Source organism: Streptomyces sp. TLI_185, from assembly GCF_003814765.1.
In the GTDB taxonomy this organism is placed as follows: domain Bacteria; phylum Actinomycetota; class Actinomycetes; order Streptomycetales; family Streptomycetaceae; genus Streptomyces.
The window spans coordinates 4,631,852-4,648,406 of the sequence record NZ_RKRB01000001.1 but is presented as its reverse complement, the minus strand read 5'-3'; the positions used below and the strand labels follow the sequence as shown (position 1 = coordinate 4,648,406).

The following is a 16,555-nucleotide window of genomic DNA, read 5'->3' as shown; positions in this document are numbered from 1 at the left end:
GGCCGCACCCGGTACAGATGACCCATGCGAATCGCCGTCACGATCTTCCTCACCGACGAGACCATCGCGCCCGTCCGGCTCGCCCGTGAGCTGGAGCAGCGGGGTTTCGCCGGCCTGTATCTGCCCGAGCACACGCACATCCCGGTGGAGCGGACCACGCCGTATCCGGCGGGCGGGGACCTGCCGCCCGAGTACGGCCGCACCCTCGACCCCTTCGTCGCGCTCGGCCAGGCGGCCGCCGTGACCGAGCGGCTCGGCCTCGGCACCGGCATCACCCTGGTCGCCCAGCACGACCCGATCGACCTCGCCAAGCAGATCGCGACCCTCGACCACCTCTCCGGCGGCCGTTTCACCCTCGGCCTCGGCTTCGGCTGGAACGTCGAGGAGGCCGCCGACCACGGGGTCGAGTGGCGTACGCGGCGGGAGCTGGTCCGGGACCGGATGGCGTTGATGCGTTCGCTGTGGAGCGACGAACCGGCCGCGTACGAGGGGGAGTTCGGCAGCGTACGGGCTTCGTATGCCCACCCCAAGCCGGTGCAGAAGCCGCGCGGACCGGTCGTCGGCCCGCGCACTCTCGTCGGCGGGGCCGCCGGTCCCAAGCTCTTCTCCCACATCTGCGAGTACGCCGACGGCTGGCTGCCGATCGGCGGCCGCGGGCTGACGGAGTCACTGCCGGTGCTGCGGGCGGCCTGGGCGGACGCGGGCCGCGACCCCTCGGCCCTCCAGGTCGTCCCGTACGCGGTCTTCCCCACTCCCGGCAAGCTCGCACACTATGCCGAGCTGGGCATCGAGGAGGTGGTGGTGCAGCTGCCGCCTGCGGGGGAGGCGGACGTGCTGCGAGTGCTGGACGAGTACGGGGCTCTGCTGGGCTGACACCCGGGTGCTGATCAGCTCGACCGTATGCTCGAAGGATGACGACTTCCGCGACCGGAACCGGCCCCACCGACAACTCCATGCGTCGCGCCCTCAAACGCGCCCGCGACGGCGTCGCCCTGGACGTCACCGAGGCCGCCGTCCTCCTCCAGGCGCGCGGCGAGGCCCTCACCGACCTCGCCGCCTCCGCCGCCCGCGTCCGCGACGCAGGACTCGACGCGGCCGGCCGTCCCGGCGTCATCACGTACTCGAAGAGCGTCTTCATCCCCCTCACCCGGCTGTGCCGGGACAAGTGCCACTACTGCACCTTCGTCACCGTCCCCGGCAAGCTGCGCCGCGCCGGTCACGGGATGTTCATGTCCCCGGACGAGGTCCTCGACATCGCCCGCAAGGGCGCGGCCCTCGGCTGCAAGGAAGCCCTGATCACCCTCGGCGACAAGCCCGAGGACCGCTGGCCCGAGGCGCGCGAATGGCTCGACGCGCACGGCTACGACGACACGATCGCCTACGTCCGCGCCATCTCCATCCGCATCCTGGAGGAGACGGGCCTGCTGCCCCACCTCAACCCCGGCGTGATGTCCTGGACGGACTTCCAGCGGCTGAAGCCGGTCGCCCCGAGCATGGGCATGATGCTGGAGACGACCGCCACCCGCCTGTGGTCGGAACCCGGCGGCCCGCACCACGGCTCCCCGGACAAGGAGCCCGCCATACGCCTGCGGGTGCTGGAGGACGCGGGCCGCTCGTCCGTCCCCTTCACGTCCGGGATCCTGATCGGCATCGGCGAGACGTACGAGGAGCGCGCCGAGTCCCTCTTCGCTCTCCGCAAGATCTCCCGCGCCTACCACGGCATCCAGGAACTGATCATCCAGAACTTCCGCGCCAAGCCGGACACCGCGATGCGCGGCATGCCGGACGCGGAGCTGGACGAACTGGTCGCGACGGTGGCCGTCGCGCGCCACATCATGGGCCCGTCCGCCAACCTCCAGGCCCCGCCCAACCTCGTCGACTCCGAGTACGAGCGGCTGATAGGCGCGGGCATCGACGACTGGGGCGGCGTGTCCCCCCTGACCATCGACCACGTGAACCCGGAACGCCCCTGGCCGCAGATCGAAGAACTCACCGAGCGCTCCCGCGCCGCCGGCTTCGAACTGCGTGAACGCCTCTGCGTCTACCCGGAGTTCGTACAGAGGGGCGAACCCTGGCTGGACCCGCGCCTGCGCCCGCACGTCCGCGCCCTGGCCGACCCGGAGACCGGCCTCGCGCGCTCCGAGGCGCTCCCGGAGGGGCTTCCGTGGCAGGAACCGGAGGAGGCGTTCGTCGCCTCCGGCCGTACGGATCTGCACTCCTCCATCGACACCGAGGGCCGTACGTCCGACCGCCGTGACGACTTCGACGAGGTGTACGGCGACTGGGCCGCCCTGCGCGAGGCGGCCGCCCCCGGCATGCTGCCGGAGCGCATCGACACGGACGTACGGGCGGCGCTGGCGACGGCGGCCGACGACCCGACCCGCCTCACGGACGCGGAGGCCCTCGCCCTCCTGCACGCCGACGGCCCCGCACTGGACGCCCTCACGCGCATCGCGGACGACGTACGGAAGTCGGCCGTCGGCGACGACGTGACCTACATCGTCACCCGCAACATCAACTTCACCAACGTCTGCTACACGGGCTGCCGCTTCTGCGCCTTCGCCCAGCGCAGGACGGACGCCGACGCCTACACCCTCTCCCTTGAGCAGGTCGCGGACCGGGCCCAGCAGGCCTGGGACGTGGGCGCTGTGGAGGTCTGCATGCAGGGCGGCATCCACCCCGACCTGCCCGGGACGGCGTACTTCGACATCGCGAAGGCGGTGAAGTCCCGCGTCCCCGGGATGCATGTGCACGCCTTCTCACCCATGGAGGTCGTGAACGGCGCCACCCGCACCGGCATGTCCATCCGGGAATGGCTGAGCGCGGCCAAGGAGGCGGGCCTGGACACCATCCCCGGCACGGCCGCCGAGATCCTCGACGACGAGGTCCGCTGGATCCTGACCAAGGGCAAGCTGCCGACGGCGACCTGGATCGAGGTCGTCACGACGGCGCACGAGCTGGGCATCCGGTCGAGCTCGACGATGATGTACGGGCATGTGGACCAGCCGCGGCACTGGCTCGGCCACCTGCGGACCCTGTCCCGCATCCAGCAACAGACGGGCGGCTTCACGGAGTTCGTGACGCTCCCCTTCATCCACACCAACGCACCGGTGTACCTGGCGGGCATCGCACGCCCCGGCCCGACGACGAGGGACAACCGCGCGGTGACGGCGATGGCCCGCCTGCTCCTGCACCCGTACATCCCCAACATCCAGACCAGCTGGGTGAAGCTGGGCACGGAGGGCGCGGCCGAGATGCTCCGCTCCGGCGCCAACGACCTGGGCGGCACCCTCATGGAGGAGACGATCTCCCGCATGGCGGGCTCCTCCTACGGCTCGTACAAGTCGGTCAAGGACCTGATCGCGGTGGCGGACGCGGCCGGCCGTCCGGCGAAGCCGCGGACGACGCTGTACGGGGAGGTGCCGGAGGAACGGCAGCGGGCGGCGGCGGTGTCGGACGGGCATCTGCCGGAGCTTTTGCCGGTCCTGGACTGAGTACGATGATCCGACCCCTGTTCCATGAGGACATGGGGATGTGGAGCTGAGGAGATGCGTGCCGTGCCAGCCCCGAAGGTCTGGGTGACCGGTCTTACGGTGGGAGCGATCGCCGCTGTCGTCGTCCTGGCCGTACAGGCCGACAAGGGGCCGAAGCCCCACGCGGTCGCCGCCCGGCCGAGCGCATCGGCGTCGGCGGGCGCGCATCCCACGCCCACGAAGTCCACGGCACCGGCCGCGGTGCCGGACGGCTCCGGGATGGGGCGGCGCGTCGTCTACTCCCTCGGGAAGAAGACGGTTTGGCTGGTCGACGCGAGCGACGCTGCCCGCCGTACGTTCGCGGTGTGGCCGGGGACGGTCAGCCCGGACCCGGGCACGTACACGGTCGGCGCCCGCACCCGGGGCGCCATCACCGGCTCCGACGGCGTGAAGATCGAACACATCGTGTACTTCTCGGTCAAATCCGGCGTGAATGTCGCCTTCTCCAACGCGGTGGACGGCTCGTCCCCGCCGCCCGCGTCGAACACCGCGACGGGCGGCATCCGGATGCGGACGGCGGACGGGGCGGCGCTGTGGACGTTCGCTTCGGCGGGGACGAAGGTGGCGGTGGTCAAGTAGTGAAAGCGGCCCTGTTGTGCCTCGTGGCCGCGGTGGCACTGACCGGCGCCTGCGACTCCGGTGAGCCGACCGACTCGTCGGCACGCACGTCCCGTACGGCCCCGACTTCGGTCGGCCCGGCACCGGACGGCAAGGGCACAAAGGCGATTCTGGACCAGGCGTTCGTGGGCAGAGATGCCCTCGGCAGCGGATATGGCCGCCTGCGGGCACAACTCGGAAACACCCTGCCCGCGATACCCGCAAACGTGCGGAGTGTGACATTCGCCTTTACCTGCACAGGGAAGGGCAAGGCCGTCGTCAAGTTCACCGTCGACGGCAGGTATGTTCCTTCGGCGACGCATACCAGCACATGTGACGGGTCGATCTTCCAGCAGAGTGTGGAGGTGCCCACCTCCGACTCCGGTCCCGGCCCCATCAGCTTCAACGCCGATGCGACCGGTCCGGACGACGGAAGTTTCGCCTACTCCTTTTACGTGGAGAAGAAGCAACAGCCGTAGCTGCAGCTGTATTTCGTGAGGCGGCGACGGTCAGGCAGCCGAGTCGGTCCGCCGGTCTGTCAACTGCACGACGAGCAGCGCGACCCCGGTGAACACGATCACACGGGTCGCTGCCTCCAGCCCGTTCCAGGTCTTCGACTGCCACATGGAGAACCACTCACCGCCGATCGCGATGAACCCGGCGCCGAAGAGCAGCAGGAGCATCAGCAGGCCGTAGGTGGAGATGCTGCGCGCGCGGGCGTAGTCACGCCGGGCCCAGAGCCAGGTGCCGTATATGAGGACGAGGGCGGCGAGGGTCTCCCAGGCGATGATCGCGACGTATGCCGTGTTCTGTAGTCCCTTGCTGGTGACGGCTCTCCACATCAGGTCGTCGTCCTTGAACGTCGTGTCCATGGCCAGCACATGCTGCACGAACGCCTGATTGGTGCCGAAGTCGGTGATGTTGCCGAAGGCCACGAGGGCGATGTAGAGGGCGACACTCGCGGTGAGGAGGGTGGCGGTGAGGTGGAGTGCGCTTCGTGGGGGTGTTGATGCCATGACGGCCATCTTCCCTCACGGGATGGCGTGTTCGAGATCAATCAGCCAGAACCAGAACGAGGAACGGCCCGCAATCCGGGGCACGGCACGGGTCGCTTCCGGCACCCCTCGACGGACGCCGTGGCCGAGATCCGTGCGGTCCTGGAGGCAGCCGAGGCAGACACAGGACTTTGACGGCAGGGGTGCCGACGCCGTCAGCGCGGCAGCCGGATCTCGACCATGGACGAACCGTCGCCGACCAGCAGCCGGCCCGTCGGCGTCAGGACCGCGGCGATGCGTTCCAGGGCGCGGCGGCCCGCTTCGGGGTGGCGGCCGTCCAGGGCTCCCACCCGTACGGCGAAGGCGAGGTCGAAGGATGGCTCGCCCTCCGGGAGGGTGAAGTCCTCCGCGGCCACCTGCTGGAAGGTCAGGCGGCCGGACGCGATCACCGCCTCGGAGCCGGCAACGGCCTGGGCGATCGCGCGGGGTGAGCGGTCGATCGCGTGGACGTGTCCGTCGCCGATCCTGCGGGCGACCTCCCGGGCCGCGGCGCCGGGTCCGCAGCCGATCTCCAGGACCCGCATCCCTTCGCGCAGCGGCAGGGCATCGACGGCGGCGCGGAGCCGCTCGGACAGATCCCGCGTCATTCCCTCAGGGTACGAGTCAGGCGTGGTCGATAACTGGCGACTCGAGACTACTCAGGACTACTCAGGACCACTCCTGTTATGCCTCGCATACCACTACGCCCTCTAAACCGACCGTTCCCCTTCGATTACAGTGCTGAACTGTCATGCGTCGGGCGGAGCCATCGGGGAGGTCTTGGTGAATGCGCCAGCCGGGGCCATATGGGGCCGTGTCGAGCAGCAGGATTTCCGGAGCCGGGTGCGGGGGACGCTGCTCGGGGCCGCCGTGGGAGATGCGCTGGGGGCGCCCGTCGACGGGCTGGATCTCGACGGGATCCGGGAGGCGTACGGGGCCGAGGGCGTCGCGGACTTCGCCTTTGCGTACGGCAGACGCGGTGCCGTCACCCACATCACGCAGCTGACCTTGTTCACCGTCGACGGGCTGATACGGGCGCAGGTGCGCCGCGACACCGGTGCCTGGCATCCGCCGACCGATCTGCACCGGGCGTATCTGCGCTGGGCGGCCACCCAGCGGGACTGGGGGCCCGACGAGCGCCGTAAGGACGACGGCTGGCTGGCGCGGGAGGAATGGCTGTACGCCCGGCGGGACCCGTCGCGTTCACTGCTGCTGGGGTTCGGGGACGAGCACATGGGGACCCTGGACGCGCCCAAGAGCCCCGGTGAGGTCGGACCCGAGGCGACCGTGCGTTCCGCGCCCTTCGGGCTGCTGGTCGGCTGGGAGCCGCAGCTGGTGGTCCAGCTGGCGGTCGAGTGCGCGGCGCAGACCCACGGGCATCCGGTGGCCTATCTGTCGGCGGGTGCGTACGCCGTGATCGTGCACGGTCTGGCCCGCGGCGAGACCCTCGACGCGGCCGTGCAGCGGGCGCTCGCGCTGCTCGCCGCACGGCCGGGGCATCAGCCGGTGTCGGACGCACTGCAGCATGCGCTGGGCGCGGTACGGCAGGGCATGCCCACGCCCGTGCGGGTCGATGAGCTGGCCGGGGACGGGTCGGCGGAGGGCGTACTGGCCGCCGCCGTGTACTGCGCACTGGTGGGGGAGGACTTCCGGCACGGGCTGTGCCTTGCCGTGAACCAGGACGGCCCCTCGGGCGCGACGGCCGCCCTGACCGGCGGCCTCCTCGGCGCCCTGCACGGCGAAACGGCCCTCCCCCCGGCCTGGCTGGCCGAACTGGAAGGCCGCCCGACGCTTCTGGAGCTGGCCGACGACTTCGCCATGGAGATGACCCAGGGGCCCGCACTGCACGGGCCGGCGGGGTCGTCCCCCGGGTGGCTCGCCCGCTATCCGAGGGCCTAGGGCTCATGACGAGGGGCCCAGGGCTCAGGACGAGCGACGAGGCTGCAGCCCCCGGCCGCAACCCCGTCACCACTTCGACCGTCGGCGCTACTCCTTCACCGCGGTGCCCACGGCGTCCTCCGCAGGACCGGCCGGAGCAGGTATCGCCGCCGCGGCCGCGCCGTCGTCGTCCGTGTTGATGCGTTCGATGACGGCGAGGCGCCCCGGGGTGTCCTCCGGCTTCAGGTAGCCGATGAGGATGTAGAGGACCAGGGAGACCGCCAGCGGGATCGAGACCTGGTACTGGAGCGGGACGCCGCCCTTGACGTTCCAGTTGATGGGGTAGTTGACCAGCCAGAAGGCGAGCAGGCCCATCGACCAGCTGGTCAGGGCCGCCGTCGGACCGGAGCGGCGGAACTGGCGCAGCAGACCCAGCATCATCGGGATGGCGATCGGGCCCATCAGGCCCGCCACCCACTTGATGACGACGGTGATGATGTCCTTGAAGGTGGGGGAGTTGACCTGGGTCGCCACCGCCATCGACAGACCGAGGAAGACCACGGTCGTCACCCGGGCCGCGATCAGGCCCGAGCGCGGGCCCCACTCCCGGGCCCGACGGGACAGCACCGGCGCCGCGTCCCGGGTGAAGACGGCCGCGATCGCGTTGGCGTCGGACGAGCACATGGCCATGGTGTGCGAGAAGAAGCCGACGATGACCAGGCCCAACAGGCCGTGCGGCAGCAGCTGTTCGGTCATCAGGCCGTAGGAGTCGGAGCCGTCCGGCTTCTGCGCGTGGACCAGGAGCGGGGACATCCACATGGGGAAGAAGAGGACCACCGGCCAGACCAGCCACAGGGCCGCCGACAGCCGCGCCGAGCGCTCCGCCTCCCGCGCACTGCCCGTCGCCATGTAGCGCTGGGCCTGGTTGAGCATGCCGCCGTTGTACTCGAAGAGCTTGATGAAGAGGAAGGCGAGGAGGAAGACGGTCCCGTACGGACCGACCAGCGGCTTGCCGTGGCCGTGCAGGGCCGGCTCGTCCCAGGCGCCGAAGAAGCCGATGCCCTTGTCGTTCAGCTTCAGTACGACGGCGACGAACATCGAGATGCCCGCCAGCAACTGGATGACGAACTGGCCGAGTTCGGTCAGCGCGTCCGCCCACAGCCCGCCGATGGTGCAGTAGACGGCGGTGATCGCGCCGGTGATGAGGATGCCCTGGTTGAGGGTGATGCCGGTGAAGACGGACAGCAGCGTCGCGATCGCCGCCCACTTGGCGCCCACGTCCACGATCTTCAGCAGCATGCCGGACCAGGCCAGCGCCTGTTGGGTCTTCAGGTCGTAACGGTTCTTCAGGTACTCCAGCGGGGAGGCCACATGGAGCCGGGAGCGCAGCCGGTTGATACGCGGCGCGAACAGTTTCGAGCCGATGGCGATGCCCAGCGCGATCGGGAAGGACCAGGTGACGAAGGAGGTCACACCGTAGGTGTAGGCGATGCCCGCGTAGCCCGTGAACATCACCGCGCTGTAGCCCGACATGTGGTGCGAGATGCCGGACAGCCACCACGGCATCTTTCCGCCGGCCGTGAAGAAGTCGCTGACGTCGTCCACTCGCTTGTGCGACCAGACGCCGATCGCGACCATCACACCGAAGTAGCCGATGAGTACGGCCCAGTCGAGACTGTTCATGTGCCCCCTCCCAGGGTCCGCCTTGTGAACGGCTCGCTCATCCTGGGCGCGCCCACATGGGCACGACAAGCAAGCGTCAGGTCAAAGGAAGGCAAAAATGTTCCTTGTGTTGACCTGCGTTCATGCACATGAACCGCTTTGAATGGACCGTCGTTGGGGTCAGCGCATCAGCTCCCCCGCGTTGACCAGCAGCGACTGCCCCGTGATGGCCCGCGCCCGGTCCGAGGCCAGGAACACCGCGGCGTCCGCCACGTCCCCGTCCGTCGCCAGGTCCGGCAGCGCCATCCGTCCGGTCAGCCGCTGCAGCACGTCGGCCTCCGGCACGCCCTCCGTCTGTGCCGTGAACCGGACGTACGCCTGCACCGGCGGCCCCCACATCCAGCCCGGCAGCACGGTGTTGACCCGGATGCGATGCGGCCCGAGCTCCCGTGCCAGGGAGTACATCGCGCTCGTCAGTGCCCCCTTCGAGGCCGCGTACGCCGCCTGCTTCACCTGTGTGGGGGCCGCCACCGACGACTGCGTCCCGATGAACACCACCGAGCCCCCGCACGCCTTCAGTGCCGGCAGACAGGCCCGAGTCATCCGCAGCGACCCCAGCAGATTCACGTCGATCACCGACTGCCAGGTCAGGAAGTCCGCGTCCTCCAGGCCGCCGAAGTGGCTGTCCAGGGCGGCCACATGGACGACCGCGTCGATCCGCCCGAACCGCTCCCGGGCGAGCGCCGCCAGCGCATCGCACTGCCCCTCGTCCCTGATGTCGGTCGCCCGGTACGCCGTGTGCGTCCCGTCCGGATCGATCTCGGCGGCGCTCTTGGCGAGGTTGGCCTCCGTGCGCGCCCCGAGCACCGCATTGCCGCCGTCGCGCACGACTGCGGCCGCGACCTGGTGACCGAGCCCGGCGCCGACCCCCGACACGACGACGGTCTTGCCCGTGAGCAGTGACATCGGAGCCTCCCGGGTATGGCGATTTATCTGACGGGGCGTCAGAGTATGGGCGACCGGCGGAGGACGGAAGGGGAGCGACGTGAGCGAGGAAGCCCGTAGCGACGTGTACGCCGAGTTGGCCGCCGTGGGGCCGTACGGGGTCCGCCCCGGCCATGCGCTGATCACCATGGTCGAACCGCACCCCGGCCACGAGTACGCGTACAACCGCTGGTACGAGGACGACCACTACTACGCCGGCGCGATGGCCATGCCGTGGATGTACGCCGGGCGCCGCTGGGTGGCGACCCGCGACCTCCAACTCCTGCGCTACCCCGAGAAGTCGGCGATCGCCCAGCCGGTCACCGCGGGCTGCTACATCTCGACGTACTGGATCACGGACGGCCGCTACGACGACCACATGGGGTGGACCGTCGCGATCAACAAGCGCCTCAACCGCGATGCCCGGGTCTACCAGGACCGTACGCACGTCTTCACGGCGTTCCAGGACCACGAGGCGACGGTCTACCGGGACGGGGCCGCCGGGCCCCGCGACTTCCACGCCCTCGACCACCCGTACGCGGGCCTGGTCGTCGAGGTGATCGACGCCGAATCGGCGGAGCAGCGGGCCGAGTTGCTGGAGTGGCTGCGCTCCCGCCACCTGCCCAAGCGGGTGGCGGGCTCACCGGCCGCGATGGTGACCGTCTTCCGCCCGACGCCCCTGCCCGGCGACCGGATGACGTACGTCAAGCAGGTCGAGGGTGTCGGGACGAGGCTGACCCTGCTGTGGTTCCTGGAGGCGGATCCGCGCGAGTGCTGGGAGGCGTATTTCGCGGACCTGGACGGGCCGGTGCAGGAGGCGGGGCTGGGGAGGGTGGAGTTGGTGGCGCCCTTCGTCCCGACGGTGCCGGGGACGGACAAGTACGTCGACAGGCTCAGGTAGGTACGTGGACAGGCTCAGGTAGGTACCTGGGCCGGCTCACGCGGTGGGCACAAGCCGAGCCCCCTCGGCAAGGACGGCGGGCTGGACGAGAGGGCTCTTCAAGTGCTGCTTGTGAAATTGTGGAAGGCGAACGCGGTCGAGGATCAGCAGATCCTCCCCCCTACGCCTTGATCGAGCCGACGAAGGTGTTCCACGCGTCGGCCGGGAAAGCCAGTACGGGACCCTCGGGGACCTTGGAGTCCCGGACGGCCATAGCCGCGCGGACCGGTGACTTGATCTCGACGCACGCGCCGTTGCCAGTGGAGTACGAGGACTTGGTCCAGGTGTCCGTGGCGCCCTGACGAATTGCCATTTTTGCTCCGGAATGCCAGTTGTTGAGTTGCTGTCACCGCACGACGGATTCGACTCCGAACCCACAGCGCGGTTTGCGCCAACCCTTGGTGTGTGGTGGCGTGATCGACGCTACTCGCCAACCTCGACGTACGAAGTGACCATTCACTCGACCGGGTGGCATATTCCAGATGGGTCTTCCAGTCCGACCCGGGGAAGGTGTACCTTACGGCGCTTCAGCGCGCGTACTCCTTCGCGATGTCCGCGATGAACTGCCGTGACTGGTCCGGATTCAGGGCCTGGGCGCGCAGGTGCTCGTACATCACGCTGTATTTCTGCACGTCGTTGGCCTTCTCGAGATACAGGTCGCTGGTGACGCCCTCGATGTAGACCACGCTGGAGTCCGCCGCGTCCGGAAACTCGAGGATCGCGTACTGGCCGTTCAGCCCCGGATGGGCGCCCATGTCGAAGGGGATGACCTGCACGGTGACGTGCGGCAGTTGGGACTGCTCGACGAGGTACTCCAGCTGGTCGCGCATGAGGGAGCGATTGCCCACGACCCGGCGCACGGCCGCCTCGTCCATCACCGTCCACAGCCGGAGCGGGTTCTCCGGGGCGGTGATTCGTTCCTGCCGGCGCAGGCGCACCTGCACGCGCTTCTCGACGTCGGTGGCGGCCGTCTCCGGCAGCGCCCCCGCGATCAGCGCCTCCGCGTACTGCCGGGTCTGCAACAGCCCCGGGACGACCTGGGGGTCGTACACCCGCAGACTCGCCGCATCCGTCTCCAGCCCGATGTAGACGCTGTACGGGATGTCGCCGAAGGAATGCCACCATCCCTGCTGGCGGCTGTCCTTGGCCATCTGCATCAGCGAGTCGACGATCCGGTGGTCCTCCACCTCGTACACCCCGCACAGGTCGCGGACGTCGCGCTGGCTGATGCTGCGCCGCCCGTTCTCCAGCCGGCTGATCTTCGACTGCGAGACCAGCAGCCGCTCGGCGACCTCTTCGGCCGTCATGCCCTTGAGCTCGCGGAGCCGACGCAGCTCCTGGCCCAGCCGGCGTCGCCTGACGGTGGGATTGACATTGGACGCCACGAGACGTGCACCTCCGGCTGCGTGCCTGCGCTAGCTGTACTTTGCCACTTTGCGTATCTGCTGTTGAGCAGACTGCCACCAAGGGACTTGGTACCGCTGGGAAACGGCGTATATGCGCTGCATACATGCCAGTTCATGAGTTCATGGAAAACGGCCGCGCGGGGCAGCGGAACCGTTACGGCATCCGTAGGGACGGATGACGTACGGCCCCGCTGCCCCGCGCGGACCAGCGGCTCCCGTACCGGGTCTCGGGGACTGCCTCTGCAGGCTCGGTGCGGCGCTCGGCGGTGCGTGGTGCTGCGGTGCATCGTGCGGGTACTGCTGCGGTTCGTGCCGCCCGTCGTGGAACTGCGGCTCAGTGGGCCACGACGCGTGCCATGGAACCGCGGTGCGGCTGCATCGGAACGCCACGAGCGGGTTCCGGTGCGGACCTGGCCGGTCCGGCGGCGGCCTGGCGGCCGGCCGGGGCCGGGTTGCGGCGCGGCTGTGCGCCCACGCCGTTCTGGACGTCCATCACGGCGTGCGCGACGAGACCGCCCATGGGGTCGTGCCTGATCAGATCCCGCAGCCGGGAGCGGGACGAACGCCCCTCGTTCCCCGGATACAGGTGCTTGCCGAGGCCGACCGCGTGTGCCAGTGCGGCGAGAGCGGCGGTCCGCGGGTCCGGCGGTACGCCGGTGCGGATCGCCGAATCCAGCCGGGCCCTGATCTCCCGGCTGATCTCGTTGTCCGTCGCCTGATAGCGAGTCGTCGGCAACACCCCGCACATCTGGCCCGCCACGGCATGCACCATGCCGCACCGCTCCAGATGCGAGAGGTAGGTCTGGCGGAGTCCCAGCCGGGGCCCGCCAATCCAGTTCACTGCACGCACGGGAGCGCCACGCCTGCGCAGCAGCTCCAACGCACAGTCCAATGTTGGATCTCCAGTCGGCCGTGGGGCTACCACGGCGATACGATCCCCGTCTGGGGCTATCCGTCCGGCCAGCGCCAGCTCCACTAGCTGTGCTCCGGCCAGACCGAGGTCGAGCGACTGCGGCTGTGCAGTGGTACCCGTGGCCGGGTCCAACGCCAGCAGCAGAAGCTCCTCCGGAAGTGTTCTGCGGCTCCTGCCCATCCATGCCTCCCCGCGTGGATGAAAGACAGGGTGACCCCTCTCACATTGGTCTGTCGAGGGTGCGTGACCTGTTTGTGAGGGAACCAGTAGGTATGTCGTTCTCGTCTACCGCAGGGGTTAAGCCCGCACACAGGACACTGGTACATGGTTCGGACAGCGCGTTTGGGCGGTGTTCGGGCGGCGGTGCACGGTTCGGGTTCACGGTTCGGTAGCCGCACGGAGGGCGTGCGGCATGGAGGAGGCATCGGTGGCGGGCGAGTCCCCCGACAGGTCGAAGAAGCGCGAGTCGTCGGCAGAACCGACGTCGGGGAACACGGGCCCGGTTCCCGAGTCCGGCACCCAGGAGCGCCCGGCGCGCGATCCCCGTCTCTCGGTGGCCCGGGAAACCGGCTCACCGTCCACATCCTCCGATACGCCGGAGGCACGCGGAGGCGTGGACACGGCAACACGGGTGTTCTCGGTACGGGATCTGAAGACCGCGGTCGAGAAGGCCGGGGGGACTGCGGCTGCTGAGGAGCCGGGGACTGCGGAGGCGGAAACCGGGGAGGCCGTGGCGGACAAGCCTGTTGCCGGGGCCGCCGCTGAGGAGCCCGCGGCCACGCGGTCTGGGGCTGAGGGGGCTGAGGCCGAGAAGCCTGCGGCCAAGCGGCCTGGGGCCGAGGGGGCTGCGGCTGTGAAGTCCGGGGCTGCGGAGGCCGAGGCCGGGGAGGCTGTGGCGGATAAGCCTGTGGCCGGGGCTGCGGCTGAGGGGCCTGGGGCCGAGGAGCCTGCGGCTCAGGAGCCGGGGGCCGCGGAGGCGGGCGAGGCTGTTGCCGGGGCCGAGGCTGAGGAGCTCGCGGCCACGCGGTCTGGGGCTGAGGGGGCTGCGGCTGTGACGTCCGGAGCTGCGATGGCGGAAGCCGATGAGCCTGTGGCCGGGGCCGCCGCTGAGGGGGCCGAGGCCGACGAGCCTGGGGCTGAGGAGCCCGAGGGCGGGGAGCCCGGAACCGTGAAGGCGGAGGCCGGAAAGGCGGCCGCTGAGGTGCCCGCCCCGCGGCCCGAGGCCGAGGAGGCCGCGGCTGAGAAGCCGAGGACTGCGGAGGCGAAGTCCGGGGCGGCTGTGGCTGAGGAGCCCGCGGCCACGCGGGCCGGGGCCCGGGGGGCCGCGGGTGAGGAGTCCGGGACTGCGGAGGCGGAGGACTCCGACGTCGAGGGCGCGGCGGCCGGCGGTGCCGGTGCTGCGGATTCCGCCGACGACGCGGTCGCTACCGACGCCGCCGTCGCGACCAAGGGCGACGAGACCGGTGACGCCCGGCTTCGGGCTGCTGTGGCGGCGTGGGTCCGCTCCGGGGACTCCAAGGACTCCGAGGAGCCCGAGAACGCGGAGACGGCCGCTGAGGCCGACCAGGACGCTGCCGCGGAGCCGGAAGCGGAAGCAGGGCCCGACGCCGACACCGATGTCGAGGGCGGGGCTGCTGCCGACTCCGACGAGGCCGAGGCAGAAGCGGAAGAGGGCCCGGAGGACGCTGTCCCCGGGACTGAGGCGGGCGCTGACTCCGCCGCGGATGCCAGCTCCGAAACGGACGTCGAAACGGACGCTGAGTCTGAAACGGACGTCGACTCCGGAACGGATGTCGATGCCCGAACGGACGCCGACGCCGGGACGGGCGACGAGCCCGAAGCCGGCGACGGCCCCGGCACTGGCGACGGGCCCGAAACGGGCGGCGAAGCCGAAAGGGGTGGCGAACCCGTCGCCGACGGCGGACCCGCAGTCGCCGACGGCGAGGGAGCCCCGGAGGGGCCACCCGCAGGTGACGACGAAAGTGGTACGGGTGGTGCGGGTGGGAGCGCCAAGGCCGAAGGCGAGGCCGAAGCAGAGGACCGGCCGGTCGACCAGCCCACCGCCATCTTCAAGCGCCCCACCAAGCTCCAGCTCGACCACCCCACGACCATGCTCAAGCTGGGCGGCAGCCCCAAGGCGCCCAAGACCCCGGAGCCGTCCGAAGCCGAGCGCACCAGCAAATTCGTAGCGCTCAAGCCCCTCGACGAACCGCGCACGCCGCGCCAGCCCGCGGACGCGACCGCCCCCGTCCCCCAGGTCGGCCCCGAGCGCACCGCCCAGCAGCCGCTGCCCCCGAAGCCGCCGCTGGACCTGCTGGCCGAGCTGACCAACACGCCTCCGCCGCCGCAGACCCCGGTCCGCACGATCATCCGCAGGGTCAAGATCTGGACCCCGCTGGTCCTGCTCCTCGCGGTCGTCTTTGCGATCGTGCAGGCCGTGCGCCCTCTGCCCACCCCCACCCTCGCGCTCACCGCCGACGACTCGTACGCCTTCGACGGCACCAAGGCCGGCCTCCCCTGGCCGAACGAGGGTCAGGGCTGGATGGACGTCAACGGCATCGGCACGATGGGGAACTTCGGCAAGCAGACCCCCGTCCCCATCGGCTCCGTGGCCAAGGCCATGACCGCGTACATCGTCCTCAAGGACCACCCGCTGAAGCCGGGCGAAGAGGGCAAGAAGATCACGATCGACGCGCTGGCGGAGAAGGAGGGCGGCTACTACAAGCACAACGAATCCACCCTCAACACCGTCAAGAAGGGCGACGTCCTCACCCAGAAGCAGGCGCTGTCGGCCATCATGATCCCGTCGGCCAACAACATCGCGCGCCTGCTGGCCCGTTGGGACATGGGCTCCGAGGCGGCGTTCATCAAGAAGATGAACGACACCGCCAAGCAACTCGGCATGAAGAACACGACCTACACCGACGCCTCCGGCCTCAAGGAGTCCACCGTCTCCACCGCCGAGGACCAGGTGAAGCTCGGCAACGAGCTGGTGAAGATCCCGGCCCTGATGGACATCACGAAGCTGCCCTACTGGATCGACCCGTCGGGCAAGAAGTGGAAAAACTACAACGATCTGGTCCCCTACAACGGCGCCATCGGCATCAAGACGGGCACGACCACCAAGGCCGGCGGCAATCTCCTCTTCGCCGCCACCAAGGAGGTCGGTGGCGAGACGGTCACCGTGGTCGGCGCGATCCTCGACCAGCAGACGGCGCCGATCATCGACGTCGTCAACGCGGTCAGCAAGACGGCGATGCTCGCCGCCCGGGATGCGCTGACCTCGACGAAGATACTGAAGAAGGGCGACGTCGTCGGGTATGTGGACGACCAGCTCGGAGGGCACACACCGATCGTGCTCACCAAGGACGTCGCCGCCGTCGGCTGGGCGGGCCTGAAGGTGAAGCTGTCCTTCGACGCCGACGACGTGCCGCACACCGCGAAGGCCGGCACCAAGGTGGGCACCCTCACCGTGGGCGACGGCACCAGCGGCGCGGTCAAGGTCCCGGTGGCGCTGCAGAAGGACCTCGCAGAACCCGGCTTCACGGCAAAGCTCAAGCGCCTCGGCTGACAGCAGCCGCGGATGCCCTCGCACCCCGTCGGCGGGC

General features: G+C 69.8%; 14 protein-coding genes. 7 read left to right on the top strand and 7 right to left on the bottom strand.

The features are described 5' to 3' along the window. Positions 1-24: 24 nt before the first annotated feature. The 4 genes from EDD92_RS21265 to EDD92_RS21250 are packed head-to-tail and all read left to right on the top strand — an operon-like array spanning position 25 to position 4,609. Entirely contained in the window at positions 25-873 is an 849-nt protein-coding gene (locus EDD92_RS21265) for an LLM class F420-dependent oxidoreductase (protein ID WP_123965790.1), read from the top strand. 38 nt (positions 874-911) lie between these two features. Next, positions 912-3,494, top strand: coding sequence for a bifunctional FO biosynthesis protein CofGH (locus EDD92_RS21260; protein WP_123965789.1), 2,583 nt, complete (start codon positions 912-914; stop codon positions 3,492-3,494). 54 nt (positions 3,495-3,548) lie between these two features. Continuing rightward, positions 3,549-4,112 carry a hypothetical protein gene (locus tag EDD92_RS21255; RefSeq protein WP_123965788.1) on the top strand — a complete coding sequence of 188 codons (564 nt, stop codon included), beginning with the start codon at positions 3,549-3,551 and terminating at the stop codon, positions 4,110-4,112. Then, a complete protein-coding gene (locus tag EDD92_RS21250) occupies positions 4,112-4,609 on the top strand; it encodes a hypothetical protein (protein ID WP_260326659.1) in 498 nt (165 codons plus the stop codon). Before EDD92_RS21255 ends, EDD92_RS21250 begins: the two co-directional genes overlap by 1 nt. A gap of 30 nt (positions 4,610-4,639) precedes the next feature. On the opposite strand, the gene EDD92_RS21245 is transcribed toward EDD92_RS21250, so the two are convergent. Together EDD92_RS21245 and EDD92_RS21240 are read right to left on the bottom strand one after the other, a co-directional pair. Then, positions 4,640-5,146, bottom strand: coding sequence for a DUF2165 domain-containing protein (locus EDD92_RS21245; RefSeq protein ID WP_123965787.1), 507 nt, complete (start codon positions 5,144-5,146; stop codon positions 4,640-4,642). A 194-nt stretch (positions 5,147-5,340) separates the two neighbouring features. Then, positions 5,341-5,772, bottom strand: a complete 432-nt coding sequence (locus EDD92_RS21240) for a cyclopropane-fatty-acyl-phospholipid synthase family protein (protein ID WP_123965786.1) — start codon at positions 5,770-5,772, stop codon at positions 5,341-5,343. 175 nt (positions 5,773-5,947) lie between these two features. Here EDD92_RS21240 and EDD92_RS21235 point away from each other — a divergent pair, with 175 nt between their 5' ends. Beyond that, the gene (locus EDD92_RS21235) at positions 5,948-7,063 is read left to right on the top strand and encodes an ADP-ribosylglycohydrolase family protein (protein WP_123965785.1); all 1,116 of its coding nucleotides are present in this window, start codon (positions 5,948-5,950) and stop codon (positions 7,061-7,063) included. An 87-nt stretch (positions 7,064-7,150) separates the two neighbouring features. Here EDD92_RS21235 and EDD92_RS21230 read toward each other — a convergent pair whose 3' ends face one another. Continuing rightward, entirely contained in the window at positions 7,151-8,725 is a 1,575-nt protein-coding gene (locus EDD92_RS21230) for a sodium:solute symporter family protein (RefSeq protein ID WP_123965784.1), read from the bottom strand. A gap of 159 nt (positions 8,726-8,884) precedes the next feature. After that, complete coding sequence (locus EDD92_RS21225) at positions 8,885-9,670, bottom strand: SDR family oxidoreductase (protein WP_123965783.1); 786 nt, start codon at positions 9,668-9,670, stop codon at positions 8,885-8,887. A gap of 79 nt (positions 9,671-9,749) precedes the next feature. On the opposite strand from EDD92_RS21225, the gene EDD92_RS21220 reads away from it, so the two are divergent. Further along, positions 9,750-10,589, top strand: a complete 840-nt coding sequence (locus tag EDD92_RS21220; protein WP_123965782.1) for a hypothetical protein — start codon at positions 9,750-9,752, stop codon at positions 10,587-10,589. A gap of 160 nt (positions 10,590-10,749) precedes the next feature. On the opposite strand, the gene EDD92_RS21215 is transcribed toward EDD92_RS21220, so the two are convergent. The 3 genes from EDD92_RS21215 to EDD92_RS21205 all read right to left on the bottom strand — a co-directional run bounded on the left by EDD92_RS21215 (position 10,750) and on the right by EDD92_RS21205 (position 13,127). Continuing rightward, positions 10,750-10,941, bottom strand: a complete 192-nt coding sequence (locus EDD92_RS21215; RefSeq protein WP_078912651.1) for a DUF397 domain-containing protein — start codon at positions 10,939-10,941, stop codon at positions 10,750-10,752. Positions 10,942-11,155: 214 nt separating this feature from the next. Beyond that, complete coding sequence (locus tag EDD92_RS21210) at positions 11,156-12,013, bottom strand: helix-turn-helix transcriptional regulator (RefSeq protein ID WP_030940853.1); 858 nt, start codon at positions 12,011-12,013, stop codon at positions 11,156-11,158. A 355-nt stretch (positions 12,014-12,368) separates the two neighbouring features. After that, positions 12,369-13,127, bottom strand: coding sequence for a GPP34 family phosphoprotein (locus EDD92_RS21205; RefSeq protein ID WP_123965781.1), 759 nt, complete (start codon positions 13,125-13,127; stop codon positions 12,369-12,371). A gap of 889 nt (positions 13,128-14,016) precedes the next feature. Between EDD92_RS21205 and EDD92_RS21200 the strand changes: the two genes are divergently transcribed. Further along, the gene (locus tag EDD92_RS21200) at positions 14,017-16,518 is read left to right on the top strand and encodes a D-alanyl-D-alanine carboxypeptidase (protein ID WP_311736771.1); all 2,502 of its coding nucleotides are present in this window, start codon (positions 14,017-14,019) and stop codon (positions 16,516-16,518) included. The last annotated feature ends 37 nt before the right edge of the window (positions 16,519-16,555 follow it).